The 16,123-nt window shown below is 70.9% G+C and carries 15 protein-coding genes and 1 pseudogene; 11 read left to right on the top strand and 5 right to left on the bottom strand.

Going from position 1 to position 16,123, the window contains the following annotated elements:
• Positions 1-5: 5 nt before the first annotated feature.
• Positions 6-1,067 carry a ferredoxin--NADP reductase gene (locus WFK95_RS16725; RefSeq protein WP_336671292.1) on the bottom strand — a complete coding sequence of 354 codons (1,062 nt, stop codon included), beginning with the start codon at positions 1,065-1,067 and terminating at the stop codon, positions 6-8.
• An 87-nt stretch (positions 1,068-1,154) separates the two neighbouring features.
• Here WFK95_RS16725 and WFK95_RS16720 point away from each other — a divergent pair, with 87 nt between their 5' ends.
• The 7 genes from WFK95_RS16720 to WFK95_RS16690 all read left to right on the top strand — a co-directional run bounded on the left by WFK95_RS16720 (position 1,155) and on the right by WFK95_RS16690 (position 9,480).
• On the top strand, positions 1,155-2,135 hold the full coding sequence (locus tag WFK95_RS16720; protein WP_336671291.1) for an alpha/beta hydrolase: 981 nt from the start codon (positions 1,155-1,157) through the stop codon (positions 2,133-2,135).
• Positions 2,135-2,989: an SDR family NAD(P)-dependent oxidoreductase gene (locus WFK95_RS16715; protein WP_224647351.1), complete on the top strand. Its 855-nt coding sequence runs from the start codon at positions 2,135-2,137 to the stop codon at positions 2,987-2,989. Before WFK95_RS16720 ends, WFK95_RS16715 begins: the two co-directional genes overlap by 1 nt.
• Before the next feature lie 38 nt (positions 2,990-3,027).
• Entirely contained in the window at positions 3,028-3,951 is a 924-nt protein-coding gene (locus WFK95_RS16710) for a ferritin-like domain-containing protein (protein ID WP_336671290.1), read from the top strand.
• Positions 3,952-3,968: 17 nt separating this feature from the next.
• Positions 3,969-5,453 carry a flavin-containing monooxygenase gene (locus tag WFK95_RS16705; RefSeq protein WP_336671289.1) on the top strand — a complete coding sequence of 495 codons (1,485 nt, stop codon included), beginning with the start codon at positions 3,969-3,971 and terminating at the stop codon, positions 5,451-5,453.
• Between the two features lie 9 nt (positions 5,454-5,462).
• Complete coding sequence (locus tag WFK95_RS16700) at positions 5,463-6,233, top strand: MerR family transcriptional regulator (protein WP_336671288.1); 771 nt, start codon at positions 5,463-5,465, stop codon at positions 6,231-6,233.
• 65 nt (positions 6,234-6,298) lie between these two features.
• The gene (gene fdhD, locus WFK95_RS16695) at positions 6,299-7,144 is read left to right on the top strand and encodes a formate dehydrogenase accessory sulfurtransferase FdhD (RefSeq protein WP_336671287.1); all 846 of its coding nucleotides are present in this window, start codon (positions 6,299-6,301) and stop codon (positions 7,142-7,144) included.
• Positions 7,141-9,480, top strand: a complete 2,340-nt coding sequence (locus WFK95_RS16690; RefSeq protein ID WP_336671286.1) for an FdhF/YdeP family oxidoreductase — start codon at positions 7,141-7,143, stop codon at positions 9,478-9,480. Before fdhD ends, WFK95_RS16690 begins: the two co-directional genes overlap by 4 nt.
• Positions 9,481-9,508: 28 nt before the next feature.
• Here WFK95_RS16690 and WFK95_RS16685 read toward each other — a convergent pair whose 3' ends face one another.
• From WFK95_RS16685 to WFK95_RS16675, 3 genes are all read right to left on the bottom strand, one after another.
• Positions 9,509-11,269, bottom strand: a complete 1,761-nt coding sequence (locus WFK95_RS16685) for an MFS transporter (RefSeq protein WP_336671285.1) — start codon at positions 11,267-11,269, stop codon at positions 9,509-9,511.
• A 117-nt stretch (positions 11,270-11,386) separates the two neighbouring features.
• Complete coding sequence (locus WFK95_RS16680; RefSeq protein ID WP_336671284.1) at positions 11,387-12,220, bottom strand: acyl-[acyl-carrier-protein] thioesterase; 834 nt, start codon at positions 12,218-12,220, stop codon at positions 11,387-11,389.
• 25 nt (positions 12,221-12,245) lie between these two features.
• Positions 12,246-12,842 (bottom strand): DUF1269 domain-containing protein, encoded by a 597-nt coding sequence (locus WFK95_RS16675; protein WP_336671283.1) that lies wholly within the window; start codon positions 12,840-12,842, stop codon positions 12,246-12,248.
• A 131-nt stretch (positions 12,843-12,973) separates the two neighbouring features.
• Between WFK95_RS16675 and WFK95_RS16670 the strand changes: the two genes are divergently transcribed.
• The 3 genes and pseudogenes from WFK95_RS16670 (at position 12,974) to WFK95_RS16665 (ending at position 14,568) form a co-directional block, all read left to right on the top strand.
• Positions 12,974-13,888, top strand: a complete 915-nt coding sequence (locus tag WFK95_RS16670) for an FAD-dependent oxidoreductase (RefSeq protein ID WP_336671282.1) — start codon at positions 12,974-12,976, stop codon at positions 13,886-13,888.
• A 10-nt stretch (positions 13,889-13,898) separates the two neighbouring features.
• Positions 13,899-14,213: pseudogene (locus WFK95_RS24770) on the top strand (DUF6882 domain-containing protein); the annotation flags it as partial.
• 70 nt (positions 14,214-14,283) lie between these two features.
• Positions 14,284-14,568: a hypothetical protein gene (locus WFK95_RS16665; RefSeq protein WP_336671281.1), complete on the top strand. Its 285-nt coding sequence runs from the start codon at positions 14,284-14,286 to the stop codon at positions 14,566-14,568.
• 44 nt (positions 14,569-14,612) lie between these two features.
• On the opposite strand, the gene WFK95_RS16660 is transcribed toward WFK95_RS16665, so the two are convergent.
• On the bottom strand, positions 14,613-15,794 hold the full coding sequence (locus WFK95_RS16660; protein WP_336671280.1) for a serine/threonine-protein kinase: 1,182 nt from the start codon (positions 15,792-15,794) through the stop codon (positions 14,613-14,615).
• A 39-nt stretch (positions 15,795-15,833) separates the two neighbouring features.
• On the opposite strand from WFK95_RS16660, the gene WFK95_RS16655 reads away from it, so the two are divergent.
• Positions 15,834-16,121 (top strand): DUF2277 domain-containing protein, encoded by a 288-nt coding sequence (locus WFK95_RS16655; RefSeq protein WP_224647334.1) that lies wholly within the window; start codon positions 15,834-15,836, stop codon positions 16,119-16,121.
• Positions 16,122-16,123 lie beyond the last annotated feature (2 nt).

The following is a 16,123-nucleotide window of genomic DNA, read 5'->3' as shown; positions in this document are numbered from 1 at the left end:
GCGGGTCAGTCGAACTCGACCTCCAGATCGTCGGCCCGGGGGAGTGACTGGCAGGCGAGCCGGACGCCGTTGCCGAGCTCGTAGTCGTCGAGGGTGTCGTTGACCAGCATGTGCACCTCGCCGCGGCGCAGCGTGAAGGCGCAGCCGCCGCAGTTGCCCTCGCGGCACACATAGGGAGCGTCGAGGCCCCGGTCCAGGAGCGCGTCGAGCAGCACCTGGTCGCGGGGCCAGGCGATGACGGTGGTCTCGCCGTTCAGGCCGACGGTGGCGGTCGCGGCACCGTCCGGCGATGTCGGGCCGCCGGCCGGCGCCCCGGAGGGCGTGGCGGCGAACGGATCGCCGGTCAGCGACGAGAAGGCCTCGCGGTGGATGCGCGCGCCGTCGATGCCCGCGGCCGCGGCGGCCTCGGTGGCGCAGTCCATGAACGGGGCGGGGCCGCACAGGTACGCCGACGTCGCGACGGTCGGCGCGGGCAGGAGTGCGCCGAGCGCCGCGGCGTTTGGCAGACCGCGCTCGGACTCGAGCCAGTGGGTCAGGCGCAGCCGCTCGCCGTACGCGCCGGCCAGTTCCGCCAGCGCGGCGTCGAACACGACGGAGCCCCGATCCCGGTTCGCGTAGACGAGCGCCACCGGCACGGCGGACTCCGCGAGGGCGGCCCGCAGGATCGAGATCACCGGCGTGATGCCGCTCCCGGCGGCGAACAGCACGAGCGCGTCGGGGGAGTCGCGCACGGTGAACCGCCCGCCGGGCGGGAGGGATTCGAGGATCATCCCCGGCTTCGCGTTGTCGCACAGCCAGTTCGAGGCGTAGCCCCCGGCCGTCCGCTTGACGGTGACCTGCAGATGCGGATCGATCCCGGGCGTGCTGGAGAGCGAGTAACAGCGCGGCGCCCAGGTGGTTCCGTCCTCCGGCGTGCCCGGCACGCGCAGCGTCAGGAACTGTCCGGGCAGGTAGTCGAAGCGTTCCCCGGCGGGGCGCGCGAAGACGAGGGAGACCGCGTCGGCGGTCTCCTCGATCACGTCGATGACCTCGAGGGGGTGCGACTGCGCGGGCGTCGATGGATCCACGTGCTCTGCTCCTTCGTCGGGGACCCGGACGCTACCGCGATAACTGTGCCATTGACAAATGGCACGATTGCTGGTGGTGTGGATGACATGCGAACAACGACACCGGCGCCGCCGGTCCCGTCGGCCTCGACGACCCGTTCCGACCTCGCAGCCGCGCTGACCCGCTACGGATTCGGCGCCGCCACCGGGTTGATCCCGATGAACGCGCCCGGGGTCCGGCTCGCCCGCGGCCTCGTGGCCGCGATCATGGGCGCCCTGGGCTCGACCCCGCGGGGGACCGCTGTCACCGCGGTGCGGGCCCCGGTGCGGGGCGACTGGGTCCTCGGTCCCGGCGTCACCTACGGCCGGCGCGCGATCTACTACGTGCACGGCAGCGCCTACGCGATCTGCTCGGCGCGCACGCACCGCAGCCTCGCCGCGCGACTGTCCGCCACCACCGGGCTCCCGGTCTTCGTCGTGGACTACCGGCTCGCGCCGGAGCACCCCTTCCCGACCGCCGCGGGCGACATCGCCGTCGGCTGGGACTGGCTCCTCACCCAGGGCTACGCGGCCGAGGACCTGGTGATCGCCGGTGATTCGGCCGGTGGTCACCTCATCTGCGACCTGCTGCTGCACCGCGCTGCCACCGATCGCCCGCAGCCCGCCGCGGCCGTCCTGTTCTCCCCGCTCATCGACCTCACCTTCGCCCTCGCCGCAGAGCAGGAGCGCGTGCGGCGGGACCCGGCCATCTCCGCCGCCGCGGCGAAGCGCCTGGTCGACCTGTACACCGCCGGCGTGGATCCGGAGCATCCGCGCCTGCGCCTCGACTTCCAACGCTCGGACCGGCTGCCGCCCTTCCTGATCCAGGCCGGCGGCGCCGAGATGCTCTCCGCGGACGCACGGTACCTCGACGCCGAGCTCCGCGCGCACGGCGGCGCGAGCACGCTCGAGATCTGGCCCGGCCTCATGCACGTCTTCCAGGCGCTGCCCCGGCTCGCGCCGGAGGCCGACGCCGCGCTCCTGCGGGTGCGCGACTTCCTCGCCGCACTCGACACCGTTGCGGCTCACACTGATTCGGAGGCCTCCTGATGTTCGGTATCGACCGATTGTTGCACCACCTCGTCCGCGATCCGATCACCGGCGACGCGAAGGCCGTCGTCACCGGCGCCGGCAGCGGCATCGGCCGTGCCTTCGCGCTCGAACTCGCCGGCCGCGGCGGGGAGGTCGTCTGCGCCGACATCGACGAGGGCCGCGCGAAGGAGACCGTCGGGCTCATCGAGGCCCGGGGCGGGAGGGCGCACGCCGTCGTCGTCGACGTGGCCGACCGGGCCGCCGTCGAATCCCTCGCGGCATTCGCGCGCACCGTCTTCGACGGTCCGCCCACCCTGGTGATCAACAACGCGGGCGTCGGCATCGGCGGCCGTCCCGTCGGCGACATCGGGCTCGACGACTGGAACTGGGCCCTGGGCATCAACCTGTGGGGCGTGGTGCACGGGTGCGAGCTGTTCGCGCCCATGCTCCGCGAGGCGGGCCGCGGCGGCATCATCAACGTCGCCTCCGCCGCCGGGTTCGCGGCCGCGCCGTCGATGGGGCCGTACAACGTCTCGAAGGCCGGCGTGATGTCGCTGTCGGAGACCCTCGCCGCCGAGCTGGCCGGGACCGGCGTGAACGTGACGGTGCTGTGCCCCACCTTCGTCAAGACCAATGTCGCGCGCGACGGCCGGATCACCGAGGGCAGCAAGAACCTCGCCGGCACCCTCATGAAGCTCACGGGCATCTCGCCCGACGGGGTCGCCGCGCAGACCCTCGACGCGCTCGACCTCGGCCGCCTCTACGTGGTGCCCCAGCTCGACGCGAACGTCATCTGGCACCTCAAGCGCCACTTCCCGACCCCCTACGTGCGCGGACTCGGCCTGCTCACCCGGCTGCTCCCCGCCTCCTGACCGGACACCCTCTCCGCCACCCCGAAAGGACCGCTCTCATGGCCATGGACCTCGACAACATGCTCCAGATGATCAAGGACCGGCAGTGGGCCCTCGTCGACATCGACTGGGACGCACCCGGCGCCGAGCTCATCGACCCCGAGCTGCACGCCAAGCTCAAGCCCTTCCTCTCCGACCTGATGTGGATCGAGAACGTGGGCGCCCGCGGCTTCGCCGCCATGGCGCGCAAGGCGCCGACCCCCACGCTCAAGAGCATCTACGAGCACTTCCACGCGGAGGAGCAGAAGCACGCCAACGCCGAGCTCGCGCTCATGCGCCGGTGGGGCATGCTCGACGACGACGAGATCCCGTCGCCGAACATCAACGTGCAGCTCGTGATCAACTGGCTCGACCAGCACTCCGACGGCATGTCGCTCTCCTTCCTCGGCACCGTCATCCCCATGCTCGAGGTCGCCCTCGACGGCGCCCTCATCAAGTTCATCACCGACGAGGTGAAGGACCCGGTAGCGCAGGAGGTGTTCAAGCGGATCAACGCCGACGAATCCCGCCACCTCGCGGTCGACTTCGAGGTCATGGACATGCTCGGCCACGCCGACCTGCGCAAGCGCACCATCGACTTCGTCGGCGGGTGGGTCAAGCCTTCGCTGCTCATCGGCTTCCTCAGCTACGTCCCGCTGCTGAACAAGATGCGCGACAACATCGTCGAGATGGGCGTCGACGAGGAGCGGCTGTACGGCGCCATGAAGCGTTACCGCGCCGCCGGCGATCGCAGCGAGTACATCAAGCGGCTCCCCATGTTCCGCGTGGTGGCCTGGCACGGCAGCTGGGTGATCAACCGCACCAACCGGCTCTACCACGTGCCCGCGGACACGCTGGTGAAGGCGACCTCCCTCATCCCGTTCCCCCTGGTGCACCGCACACCCACCTGGTCGCAGGAACTGACCTACGAGCCCACCGCCTGACGAGGATCTGATCAGCCATGACCCACTCCGTAGCCGTCATCGGCGCCGGCTTCGCCGGCATCGGCGCCGCCATCCGCCTCCGCGACAAGGGGATCGACGACTTCGTCGTCCTCGAACGCGACACCCGCGTCGGCGGCACCTGGCGCGACAACACCTATCCCGGCGCCGCCTGCGACATCCCGTCGCGCCTGTACTCCTACAGCTTCGCGCCCAACCCGGACTGGTCGCACACCTACTCCGGCAGCGCCGAGATCCTCGACTACATCGACCGCATGGTCGAGACCAGCGGCGTCGCACCGCACATCAGGTTCGAGCACACCGTGACCGGACTCGAGTACGACGCCGACGCGGGGGAGTGGACCATCGCCCTCGAGGGCCGCGAGCCGCTGCGCGCCCGGTCCGTGATCCTCGCCTCCGGCCCCCTCGCGAACTGCTCCTTCCCCGCGATCCGCGGCATCGAGGACTACGAGGGGCACAAGATCCACAGCGCCCGCTGGGACCACGACTACGACTTCACCGGCAAGAAGGTGGCCGTCGTCGGCACCGGCGCCAGCGGCGTCCAGATCGTGCCCGAGTTGGTGAAGAAGGCCGCCTCCGTCAAGGTCTTCCAGCGCACGCCCGGCTGGGTGCTGCCCCGGATCAACACCGAGACCGGCGAATTCACCAAGGGGCTGTACCGCTCGATCCCCGGCGCGCAGCAGCTCGCGCGCGCCCTGTGGTTCTGGGGCCACGAGTCCGTCGCGCTCGGCGTCGTCTGGAACACCCCGCTCACCCGCGTGGTGGAGGCCGTCAGCAAGCTGCACCTGCGGCTGCAGGTGCGCGACCCGTGGCTGCGCCGCCAGCTCACCCCCGACTTCGCCGCGGGCTGCAAGAGGCTCCTCATGACCAGCGACTACTACCCGGCGCTACAGCGCGACAACTGCACCTTGGTCACGTGGCCCATCGCGCGCATCGCGCCGCAGGGGATCCGCACCGTCGAGGGCGTCGAGCACCGCTTCGACTGCATCGTCTTCGCCACCGGCTTCGACGTCTCCAAGACCGGCTCGCCGATCCCCGTCACCGGGCTCGACGGACGCGTACTGGCGGACGAGTGGAGCGGCGGCGCGTACGCCCACCGCAGCGTCGCGGTCTCCGGGTACCCGAACCTGTACGTCACCTTCGGCCCCAACTCCGGCCCCGGGCACAGCTCGGCGCTGGTCTACATGGAGGCGCAGATCGACTACATCACGGACGCGATCGCCCAGCTGGTCGGCAACGGCTGGAAGGCGCTCGACGTGCGCGCCGACGTGCAGGCGGAGTACAACCGCGAGATCCAGCGCCGGCTCACCTCGACCACCTGGAACTCCGGCTGCAGCAGCTGGTACCTCACCGACGACGGCTTCAACGCCACCATGTACCCGGGCTTCGCCTCGCAGTACGTGGGCCAGCTGCGCGCCGTCGACCTGCGGGACTACCGGATCCTCGTGCACGAGGAGGCGGGTGCGGCGGTCGCCGCCGGATAGCATGCGGCTATGACCGAGTACCGGATCGACGACCTGGCCCGGGTGTCGGGGACGACGACCCGCAACATCCGGGGCTACCAGGAGCGCGGGCTGCTGCCCCAGCCCCTGCGCCGGGGCCGGGTCGCGATCTACACCGAGAAGCACCTCCGGAACCTGCTCGCCATCAACAAGCTGCTCGGCAACGGCTTCAACCTGGGGCACATCGCGACCTTCCTCACCAACCCCGGCGCGAGGATCGGCGACGCGCTCGACCTCAACGACATCCTCGACGAGCCGTGGGCGTCGGCGGACCGGCCGGTGCTGAGCCGGGCGGAGCTCGAGTCGCGGCTCGGGCCGCTGGACGAGGACGCGCTCGCCGCCCTCCTCGGCGCCGGCATCGTCACCGAGACCGCGGAGTCGGGGCGGTACGAGGCGGCCGACCGGCACATCATCGGCAACCTCGCGCGTCTGGTGGCCAAGGGCATGGACCTCGCCGTGCTGGTCGACGTGCAACACCGTTTCGTCGCCAAGATGAACGAGGCGGCCGAGATCCTCATGGCCGCCGCGCACGACGAGGTGGACCGGCGCCGCGGACCCGGCTGGCTCCCATCGTCCGACGAGGACGTCGCCTGGGCGGTCGGACTGCTCGGCGCCATGCGTCGCGCGGGCACCGAGAACGCCCATGCGGCCCTGGACCGGGCCCTCGACGCCGCGCTCGATCAGGAGCTGCAGGCGCACAAGGTCGCGTCGGACGACCGGGCCGGAGCCGGCGGCGACGCAGGTGGCGCGGCACGCGGCTGACGGGCCGTCTCCGCCTCCCGCCGATGCCGTGATCGCGCGGAAGACACGGGTGTAGCGTCAGGGGCATGGGTCGGATCACGGTGCGTCGAGCGGTGGTCAAGGTCACCGTCGGCGGTGATCCGCTGCGCCGCATCGACACTCTCGCCGTGGAGGAGCCACTCGAGATCCGCGTCGCCGGGTCGCCGCTCGCGGTCACCATGCGCACCCCCGGGAACGACGTCGAGCTCGCCGCGGGCTTCCTCGTCTCGGAGGGCGTCATCGGCTCCGCGGACGAGTTCCGCTCCGCCATCCACTGCGGCGGGCCCGGCACCGGCGGGGAGATCAACGAGTACAACGTGCTCGACATCGCCCTCGCGGAGGGCGTCCGCCCGCCCGCACCCGACGTGACCCGCAACTTCTACACCACCAGTTCCTGCGGGATGTGCGGCAAGGCCAGCATCGACGCGGTCCGCACCGTCTCGCGCTTCGACGTGCGGACCGACCCGGTCGTCGTCGGCGCGGAGCGGGTCGCGGCGCTGCCGGACCGGCTCCGCGCGGGACAGGCCGTCTTCGACAAGACCGGGGGCCTGCACGCCGCCGGGCTGTTCGACGCCGAGACCGGCGAGCTGCTCGTGCTCCGCGAGGACGTGGGCCGGCACAACGCCGTCGACAAGGTGATCGGCTGGGCCCTGCTGCAGGGCCGGTTGCCGCTGCGCGGGGTGATCCTCCAGGTCTCCGGGCGCGCCAGCTTCGAGCTGGTGCAGAAGGCCGCGATGGCGGGCATCCCCGTGCTCTCCGCGGTCTCGGCACCGTCGTCCCTCGCGGTCGAGCTCGCCGACGAGGCCGGCCTCACCCTGCTCGGCTTCGTCCGCGGCGACCACATGAACGTCTACTCCCAGCCCCAGCGAGTGCGACAGGAAGTCCTGACATGACCACCGATCACCAGCCCCAGGCCCCGGCCCACGTGCCCGGGCTCCTGCCCGACGTCCCCCGCCAGGGTGGCTTCGGACCGGTCACCGACGGCGCCTGGTCCAGTTCCCCGTACCACCACGCGGCGGCCTCCTGGGGCGCCGCCAAGTCCGTCGGCACCATCCTGTTCCAGCAGCGCGAGCTGATCCGCGGCACGCACTCGATGTTCGTGATGAACCACCCCACCGGCTACGACTGCCCCGGCTGCGCCTGGCCCGATGACAAGAAGCTCACGCTGGACTTCTGCGAGAACGGCGTCAAGCACGTGACCTGGGAGATGACGCCCAAGCGGGTCAAGCGCGACTTCTTCGCCGAGCACACCGTGACCGAGCTCGCGGACTGGACCGACTTCGACCTCGAGGACCAGGGCCGGCTGACCGAGCCGATGGTCTACGACGAGGCCTCCGACAGGTACGTCCCGATCGGCTGGGACGCGGCGTTCGCCCTGGTCGGCGACGCCCTGCGCGGGCTCTCGAGCCCGAACGAGGCGGCATTCTACACGTCCGGCCGGCTCAGCAACGAGGCCACCTTCCTCTACCAGCTGCTGGCCCGCGAGTACGGCACGAACAACCTCCCCGACTGCTCCAACATGTGCCACGAGGCGTCGGGCCGCGCGCTGCAGGCGTCCATCGGCACGGGCAAGGGCACCTGCGACCTGGAGGACTGGGAGGAGGCGGACGCCCTGTTCATCATGGGCGTCAACGCGGCGTCGAACGCGCCGCGGATGCTGACCGCCCTGGCCGACGCCACGCGGCGCGGCGCGCAGGTGGTGCACATCAATCCGCTGGTCGAGGCCGGCGCGACGAAGACGATCGTCCCGCACGAGATGGTCGACATGGCGCTGTTCAAGGCGACCTCGGTGTCCGACATGAACATCCAGGTGCGGCCGGGCGGCGACCTCGCATTGATGCGGGGCATGGCCAAGGTCGTCTTCGAGGCCGCGGAATCGGATCCGACGGTGCTCGACGCCGCGTTCCTGCGTGATTGCACCGCCGAGTTCGAGGCCTACCGCGACCTCGTGGCGGCCACGAGCTGGGACGAGATCACCGCCCAGGCGGGCCTGCCGGAGTCGGAGATCCGCCGCGCCGGGCGTGTGTACCTGGACGCGGACAAGACGATCATCGCGTGGTGCCTGGGCATCACCCAGCACGAGCACGGCGTGGACACCGTCCGCGAGATCACCAACCTGCTGCTGCTGCGCGGCAACATCGGCCGGCCCGGCGCGGGGCCCTCGCCCGTGCGCGGCCACAGCAACGTGCAGGGCAACCGCACGTGCGGCATCGACCACCGCCCGCCGCCGTGGATCGACAAGCTCGACGAGGTCTGCGGCATCGTCTCCCCGCGGGCCGGCGGCCTCGACACGGTGAACTCGATCGAGGGCATGCACGACGGCCGGGTGAAGGTCTTCGTCGGGATGGGCGGCAACTTCGTGCTCGCCGCGCCCGACACCGCGTACACCGCGGCCGGCCTCCGCAAGACCGACCTCACCGTGCAGGTCAGCACCAAGCTCAACCGTAGCCACCTCGTGCACGGCCGTAGGGCCGTCATCCTGCCCTGCCTCGGCCGCACCGAGAAGGACGAGCAGCTCGCGGGCCTGCAGGGCGTGACCGTCGAGGACGCGATGAGCATGGTGCACATCTCCCGCGGCAAGCGCCGGCCCGCGTCGAAGGAGCTGAAGTCCGAGATGGCGATCATCGCCGGTATCGCGAAGGCGACGCTGCCCGACAGCCGGACGCCGTGGCAGTCCTACGTCGACGACTACGACCGCATGCGCGACGTGATGGCGCAGGTGCTCCCCGGCTTCGAGGGCTTCAACGAGCGGCTCAAGAACCCGGGTGGGTTCCGCATCCCGCAGCCCGCCCGCGAGCGGGACTTCCGCACGCCGTCCGGCCGGGCGAACTTCTCGCTGGCCCCGATGCCGAACGTGATCCCCGCGGACGAGGACGTGCTCATCCTCGGCACCATGCGCTCGCACGATCAGTGGAACACCACGATCTACTCGGCCAACGACCGGTACCGCGGCATCAAGAACCTGCGCGAGCTGATCTTCCTCAACGAGGCCGACATGGCCGCCCGCGGCCTCGCCGAGGGCGACTTCGTGGACATCACCTCCACCTCGCGCGACGGTTCGGAGCGCACGCTGCGCCGGTTCCGGGCGCTGAAGTACGACCTCCCCCGGGGCGCCGCGGCCGGCTACATGCCGGAGATGAACGCGCTCATCGGGATCGCCGACTACAGCACCCAGTCCGACCAGCCGCTCATGAAGAACGTCGCGGTGCGGCTGGCCAAGTCGGCCTAGCCCGGGAGCCGGTGGGCCCCGGAACCGGTCAGTACCGGGCGATCGTCTCCACCTCGTCGGCCTCGGACTCGAGGGTCTCGGGGTCGTCGTCGGGCGTACCGTCGGCCTCCTTGCCGCCCGTCAGCAGCGAGGCGACCGCGCCGAGGAGGCAGACGACCGCGGCGAAGGAGAAGGCGAGCTCCAGGCCCGAGCGGAAGGGCTCGGCGATGAGGTGCGGAAAGAACTGCAGCCCGGTGAGGTGCTGGGTCTGCTCGGCCGTGAGGTGCAGCTGCGCCAGGTGCGGGCCGAGCAGCTCCTGCACCGGGTTGTAGCCGAGGAAGGCCGCGAACAGCACCGCCACCGGCGGCAGCGCGGCGATCTCCGAGGCGTACTGCGGGGGAACGCCGTTGGCCTGGAGCCCCGTCGACATCGCGCCGGGCAGCGAGCCCGACAGGCCCGCGATCATCAGCGAGAAGAACAGGCCGATCGAGAGCACCATGGCCGAGTTCTGGAAGGTCGTCATCATGCCCGAGCCCGACCCGCGGGACGTCGCGGGCAGCGAGTTCATCACGACCGCGCGGTTGGGCGAGCCGAACATCCCCATGCCGACGCCGTTGACGAACAGGATGACGGCGAAGGCCCAGTAGGCGAAGTCGACCGGCAGGGCGATGAGCGCGAGGAAGGTGAGCGCGGTGATGACGAGGCCCACGGAACTCAGTGCGCGGCCGCCGATCCGGTCCGAGAGGGCGCCGGAGATCGGGGCGGAGAGCAGGAATCCGACGGTCATCGGCACCATGTAGATGCCCGCCCACAGCGGCGTCTGCGTGTAGTCGTAGCCGTGCTGCGGCAACCAGATCCCCTGCAGCCAGATGATGAGCATGAACTGCAGCCCGCCGCGGCCCAGCGAGCCGCAGAGGTTCGCGGCGTTGCCCCATACGAACGCCCGGTTCCGGAACAGGTGCAGGTCGAACAGCGGGGAGTCGACCCGGAGCTCGATGACGCAGAAGACCGCGAGCACCGCCGCGCCGCCCAGCAGGCAGGCGAGCACGAACGGCGAGGTCCAGCCCATCGCGTGGCCGCCGTAGGGCTGGATGCCGTAGGTGATGCCGACCAGGACCGCGATGAGACCGACGGCGAAGGTCAGGTTGCCCCACCAGTCCATCGTGGCCGGCACGCGGGCGCCGCGGTCCTCGAGCTTCAGGTACGCCCAGACGGTGCCGATCACCCCGAAGGGCACGGAGACCAGGAAGATCAGGTGCCAGTTGATCGGCGCGAGGAGGCCGCCGATGATCAGGCCCAGGAACGAGCCGGCGATCGCCGCGACGCTGTTGATGCCGAGCGCGAGCCCCCGCTGGTCGGGCGGGAAGGCATCGGTGAGGATCGCGGAGCTGTTCGCCATGAGGAAGGCGCCGCCGATGCCCTGCACCACGCGCCAGCCGATGAGCCACAGGGCCGCGGCGTGCCCGTCGAACCAGGTCGCCGCCAAGAAGATCGACGAGATCGAGAAGATCAGGAAGCCCATGTTGTACATGCGGGCCCGCCCGAACATGTCGCCGAGCCGGCCGAAGGCGACCACGAGGACCGCGGTCACGACCAGGAAGCCCATCATCATCCACAGCAGGTAGCTGGTGTTGCCCGGCTCCAGCGGGTTCAGGTGGATGCCCTTGAAGATGTCGGGCAGCGCGATCAGCACGATCGAGCTGTTGATCGTCGCGATCAGCATCCCGAGGGTGGTGTTGGACAGGGCGATCCACTTGTACGAGTCGCTGTGCGGCTTCGATGCGGGGGTGTCGAGCAGGGCCGGCGCCAACGTTCCGTCCTTAAGGTTAGAAGATCTTATATATCTACCTCAAGGAGCTTAGGCCTGCGAATGGAGTGCCGTCACGCGGGGCGGGAGGGGTGCGCCTTTTCGACCGATTCGGAGCCGTCAGACCCGCCACTCGATCCGGTCGACCTGCTCCGGCGGCCACGGCGCGGGAGGGTTGAAGGGCTCGCCGGGGAGGGCGACCACGGAGACGGCGGAGGCGGGCTTCCGGGCGGGGGCGCCCTCGTCGTCGAGGAGGTACAGCCACTGCCGGTAGCCGGCGTCGTCCCGCTCGGACCGCACCTGCACGCTGGAACCCAGCGGGATCGGCGCGAGGTACTCGATGATCGCGCGGTGCGGGGCCGCGAGCAGGGCGTCGCCGTTCAGGTCGTCCTCGACGAGCTGCAGGTACGCGGCGTTGTTGAGGTGCTGGTACGGATCGAAGTCGGTGGCGCGCAGTTTCACGGTGTAATCGCCCGCCGAGGGTTCGGGCGGTGTGGCGGTATTGAGCGCCTTCCAGCGCAGCCGGGTCTCCGTCACGTACTGCTGCAGGTACTCCATGCCGCCATCGCTGATGTGCGTCGGCATCCCCGAGTCGGCGCTGAACCGGATCCAGAAGGCCTCGGTCTCGACGTGCCCACCGGCGCTGCCGCGCAGCGTGATCCGCATGTTGCACCACCGGGAGCTGGTGGACTCGCACCAGCGCAGGAGGGTCACGTCCGAGGGCCAGTGCAGCGGCTCGAGCACGTCGATGATGCTGCGGCGCACCAGCCAGTACGGGTCGGTGGCGTCGAAACCGCGGTGGAACATCTCGTCGTTCGCCATGTCCTGCAGGTAGCGCGCGACCCCGTCGAGCCGGACCCGCCGCTCGGGGTCGACGTCACCCGTGCGGACGGGCCAGCTCCTCTCGAAGGAGGGACCGGGCGGCGCTGCCTGCAGGAACTCGTAGTCACTCACATGGCGAGCCTAACGACGTGGGTGGTCAGTCGCGGCTGAACTTGGCCTTGAGCGCGTTGATCCGGTCCTCGTTCTTGTCGTGGCGCTCCTGCTTCTTCTGCTCGTGCGCCGCCTTGCGGGCGGCCTTCGCCGCGGCGTCCGCGGCGTCCTGCTGCGCCTCGAGCTCGCTGATCACCTCGTCGAGCGGGCGGCGCGCGATGCGGCCGCCGGCCCGCGCGACCTGCGCGTCGAGCGCATCGGTCGTCGGCTCCTCGGTCTGCACGATGATCGCGTTGTTGCCGGGCGGGAGCTGCTGCGCGAAGAGGGAGATCACGTCGTCGCTGTCGTCGAGGTTGCTCGCGTCCACCAGCGCGCCGGTCGCCGTGCCCACCGACATGCCGAGCAGCATGCCCACCGGGCCGCCGAGCACGCCCACGAGCATGCCGATGAGCGAACCGCTGAGGGTGCCCGTGCCCGTGGTGCCGTCGGTGGTCTCGGGGATGTCGTAGGTACCGTCCGCGTTGCGCTCGACGATCGCGGAGGACACCACCCCGTACGTGTCCGCGGTGTTCTTGAGGTTCGAGTACTCCTCGTACGTGGCGGCGCGGGTGGGCAGGGAGATGACGGCAACGTATTCGCTCATGGCACTTCCTTGTATCCGTGGGTGATTCGTTCGGGTGGTGACGCTGCAAAGCCTACGCTGCGATCGTGAAGAGGCGGTGGCATCGCGGGAACGGCCGCCGCGGCCGGCGGTGGGCATGACAGGCTGTCCGCATGGCTGAGGTGACGATCGTCGGTGCCGGCGTGATCGGACTGTCGTGCGCGGTGCGCCTGCTCGAGGCGGGGCACGGCGTTCGCGTGTACGGGCGGGAACTCTCGCCCGGCCTGACCTCCGCGGTCGCGGCCGCCGTCTGGTATCCGTACCTCGCCGAGCCCCGCGACCGGGTGACCGGATGGTCCGCGGCGACCCTCGCCGAGTTCTCCGCGCTCGCCGACCGCGGCGTCGACGGTGTCGTCATGACGCCCGGCACCGAGATCTTCCGCGAGCCCGTCCCGGAGCCGTGGTGGACCTCCGCCGTGCCGTCGGTCGAGCGGGTCGTGGCGCCGCGGCCCGGCTACGCGGAGGGGTGGAGCTTCGTCTCGCCCGTCATCGAGATGCCCGTCTACCTGCCCTGGCTCGCGGGCCGCGTCCGCGAGCTCGGCGGCACCGTCGAACAACGGGAGGTTCGGTCCGTCGACGAGCTGGACGGCACCGTCGTCAACGCGACCGGGCTGGGCGCGCGCGAGTTCGTCGGCGACACCACCCTGGAGCCGGTCCGCGGGCAGGTGGTCTACCTCGAGCAGGTGGGCGTGGACCGGTGGTGGATCGACGATTCCGCGCTCGACCTCGGTGTCACCACCTACGTCGTGCCGCGCTCGAACGACGTCGTCGTCGGCGGCACCGAGGACCACGGCGCCGAGGACCTCACCGTCGACCCGGCCACCGCGGACGCCATCCTCGCCCGGGCCCGCGCGCTCGTCCCCGAGCTCGCGGATGCGCGGGTGCTCGGCCACAACATCGGCCTGCGGCCGTCCCGCCCGACGGTGCGCCTCGAGCGCGAGGGCGACGTCGTCCACTGCTACGGCCACGGCGGCGCCGGGGTGACCCTGAGCTGGGGCTGCGCAGACGAGGTCGCCGCGCTCGTCTAGCATCGCGCACATGACGATTCTGTTCCCCGACCTGCAGGAACTGCACGACTACGGTGCGCTCTACGCCGCATTGAGCCAGATGCTGCTGCAGGAGGGCGTCCAGGAGCGGCTGGGCCCGTTCGACTGGTCGGTGGACCTCGAAGAGGGGACGCTGGACTTCAGCGCGCAGACGTCCGACGCCGGGATACGGACGGGCGTCGAGCTCGTGGCCAGCGTCGCACCGGGGCCCCGGTCGGTCCTCTGGGGGCGGGCTATCCGCGGTGCCGGGCCGGGCGGGCAGAGCATCCTGGAGATCGGTCGGGAGCACGGCCTCGCCAGCCTCGTCGCGGACGAGGTACCCATCCCCGTCGACGGGCGGCGGCACCACGTACCTTCCGGGCGCGGGAGGTGGGGCCGTGGCGGTGCTGTTGCTCTCGCCCGTCGACTTCGCGGTGCCGCTCGTGGACCACCGCCTCCCCGCGCGGCTATCCCTGGCTCTGGCGCAGGGCATGATCGAGGATCATCGGAGCGCGGTGAACGGCCTCGCGGCGATGTCGGGCTGGGAGATGAACTGGGCACCGGACTGGACCCGGGTCGACGTCGCCGATCCGGTGACCGGGAACTCCGCATCGCTCGAGTTCGAGCCCGAGCGCGGCAGGTTCATTCGTATCCAGGGCAGGCTGTCGCCTCCGTCTGTGTGATCCATTGTGTGACTGAGTGTTCCGACTTCCGGCGGGTGCCGCGGTCAGCGGGTGCCGTAGTCGGGCGTGCGCGGCGGGGCGGAGGCGCCGGTGGGCGGGAGGACGCGGGTCGTGACGCGGACGGAGCTGGGCGTGGTCGGAGTGACGGTGGTGTCCGAGGCCCGCAGGAACGTGAAGCCGAGGAAGCCGGCGACGGTGAGGACGCCCACCAGGAGAACCGCGATGCCGCCCTTGAGGATCCCGGTGCCGCGGGACGATTCGGTGGGCTCCGGGGCGGGCCCGGCCGCGCGGAGTTCCGTGCGTGCGAAGTGCTCGGCGGCGGGCGTCGTCGTAGGAGGCACTGCCGGCAGGGCGATCGCCTGCGTCGTCGGAGGTGGGGCGGGGACGGGCGCCGCTCCGGACAGCGCGGCGACGAACGACGCGCAGTCCTGGAAGCGGTCCCGCGGCTCCTTCGCCAGCACCGTCGCGAACACCGCGTCGAGGTAGCCGGGCAGGGTGGGCACGCGCTCGGTGATCCGGGGGATCGGCCGGTTCAGGTGCGCGGACATGAGGGCGACGGAGGTGCCGGCGTACGGGGTCGTGCCCGTGAGCATCTGGAACGCGGTGCAGCCGAGCGAGTAGACGTCGGCGCGCAGGTCCAGCGGGCGGCCCTCGATCGCCTCCGGCGCGATGTAGCTCATCGTGCCCACGGTGACCCCGGTCGAGGTCAGCGACGTCGTCTCCCCGGCGGCCTTGGCGATCCCGAAATCGACGAGCTTCACCGTCGTCGCGCGGCCGCCCGTCAGCCGCACCAGGATGTTCGCGGGCTTGACGTCCCGGTGTGTGATGCGGTGCTCGTGCCACCCGAAGTCGAGCGCCGCCCCGGCGCCGGCGACGATGTCGGTGACCAGGCCCAACGGCATCGGCCCGTTGCGCGCGAGGATCACCGCGACGTCGTCGCCCGCGACGTACTCCATCGCCAGCCACAGTCGGCCGTCGACCTCGCCGCGGTCGTACATGCCCACGATGTTCGGATGCGACAGGATCGACAGGACGTCCGCCTCCCGGCTGAACCGCGCCTTGAAGTCCGCGTTGCGCGAGACGCTCGAGTCCAGCAGCTTCAGCGCGTCCCGGCGGGGCAGCCGGGGATGCTGGACGAGGAAGACCTCGCCCATGCCCCCGCTGCCGAGGCGGCGCAGTACGCGATAGCCCGCGATCTCCTGCGCCTCCCCCGTTCCCTCTCCCATGCGACAGCAATTTACCCGGGACGGGACTACCGTCGGAGTATGTGCCGGAACATCACTGAACTGCGGGGACTCGAACCCGCCGCCACCGACGAGGAGATCGAGGCCGCCGCGCGGCAGTACGTGCGCAAGGTCTCGGGGATTCAGAAGGTCAGCGACGCCAACCACGACGCCTTCGAGCTCGCGGTCGCCAAGGTGACCGCCGCGACGGAGGAACTGCTCGACGCGCTGCCCGCGCGCCGGCAGCCGCCGAAGACGGTGCCGCCGCTGCGCCGCCCGGAGGTCAGGGCGCGGATCGAGGCAAGAGCCGCCGCGGCCGAGTCCGCGTGACC

The sequence above is a fragment of the Tsukamurella sp. USMM236 genome (assembly GCF_037148755.1).
GTDB lineage: Bacteria > Actinomycetota > Actinomycetes > Mycobacteriales > Mycobacteriaceae > Tsukamurella.
Note: the sequence above shows the minus strand (reverse complement) of the source record. Positions and strands in the feature narration are given on the sequence as shown.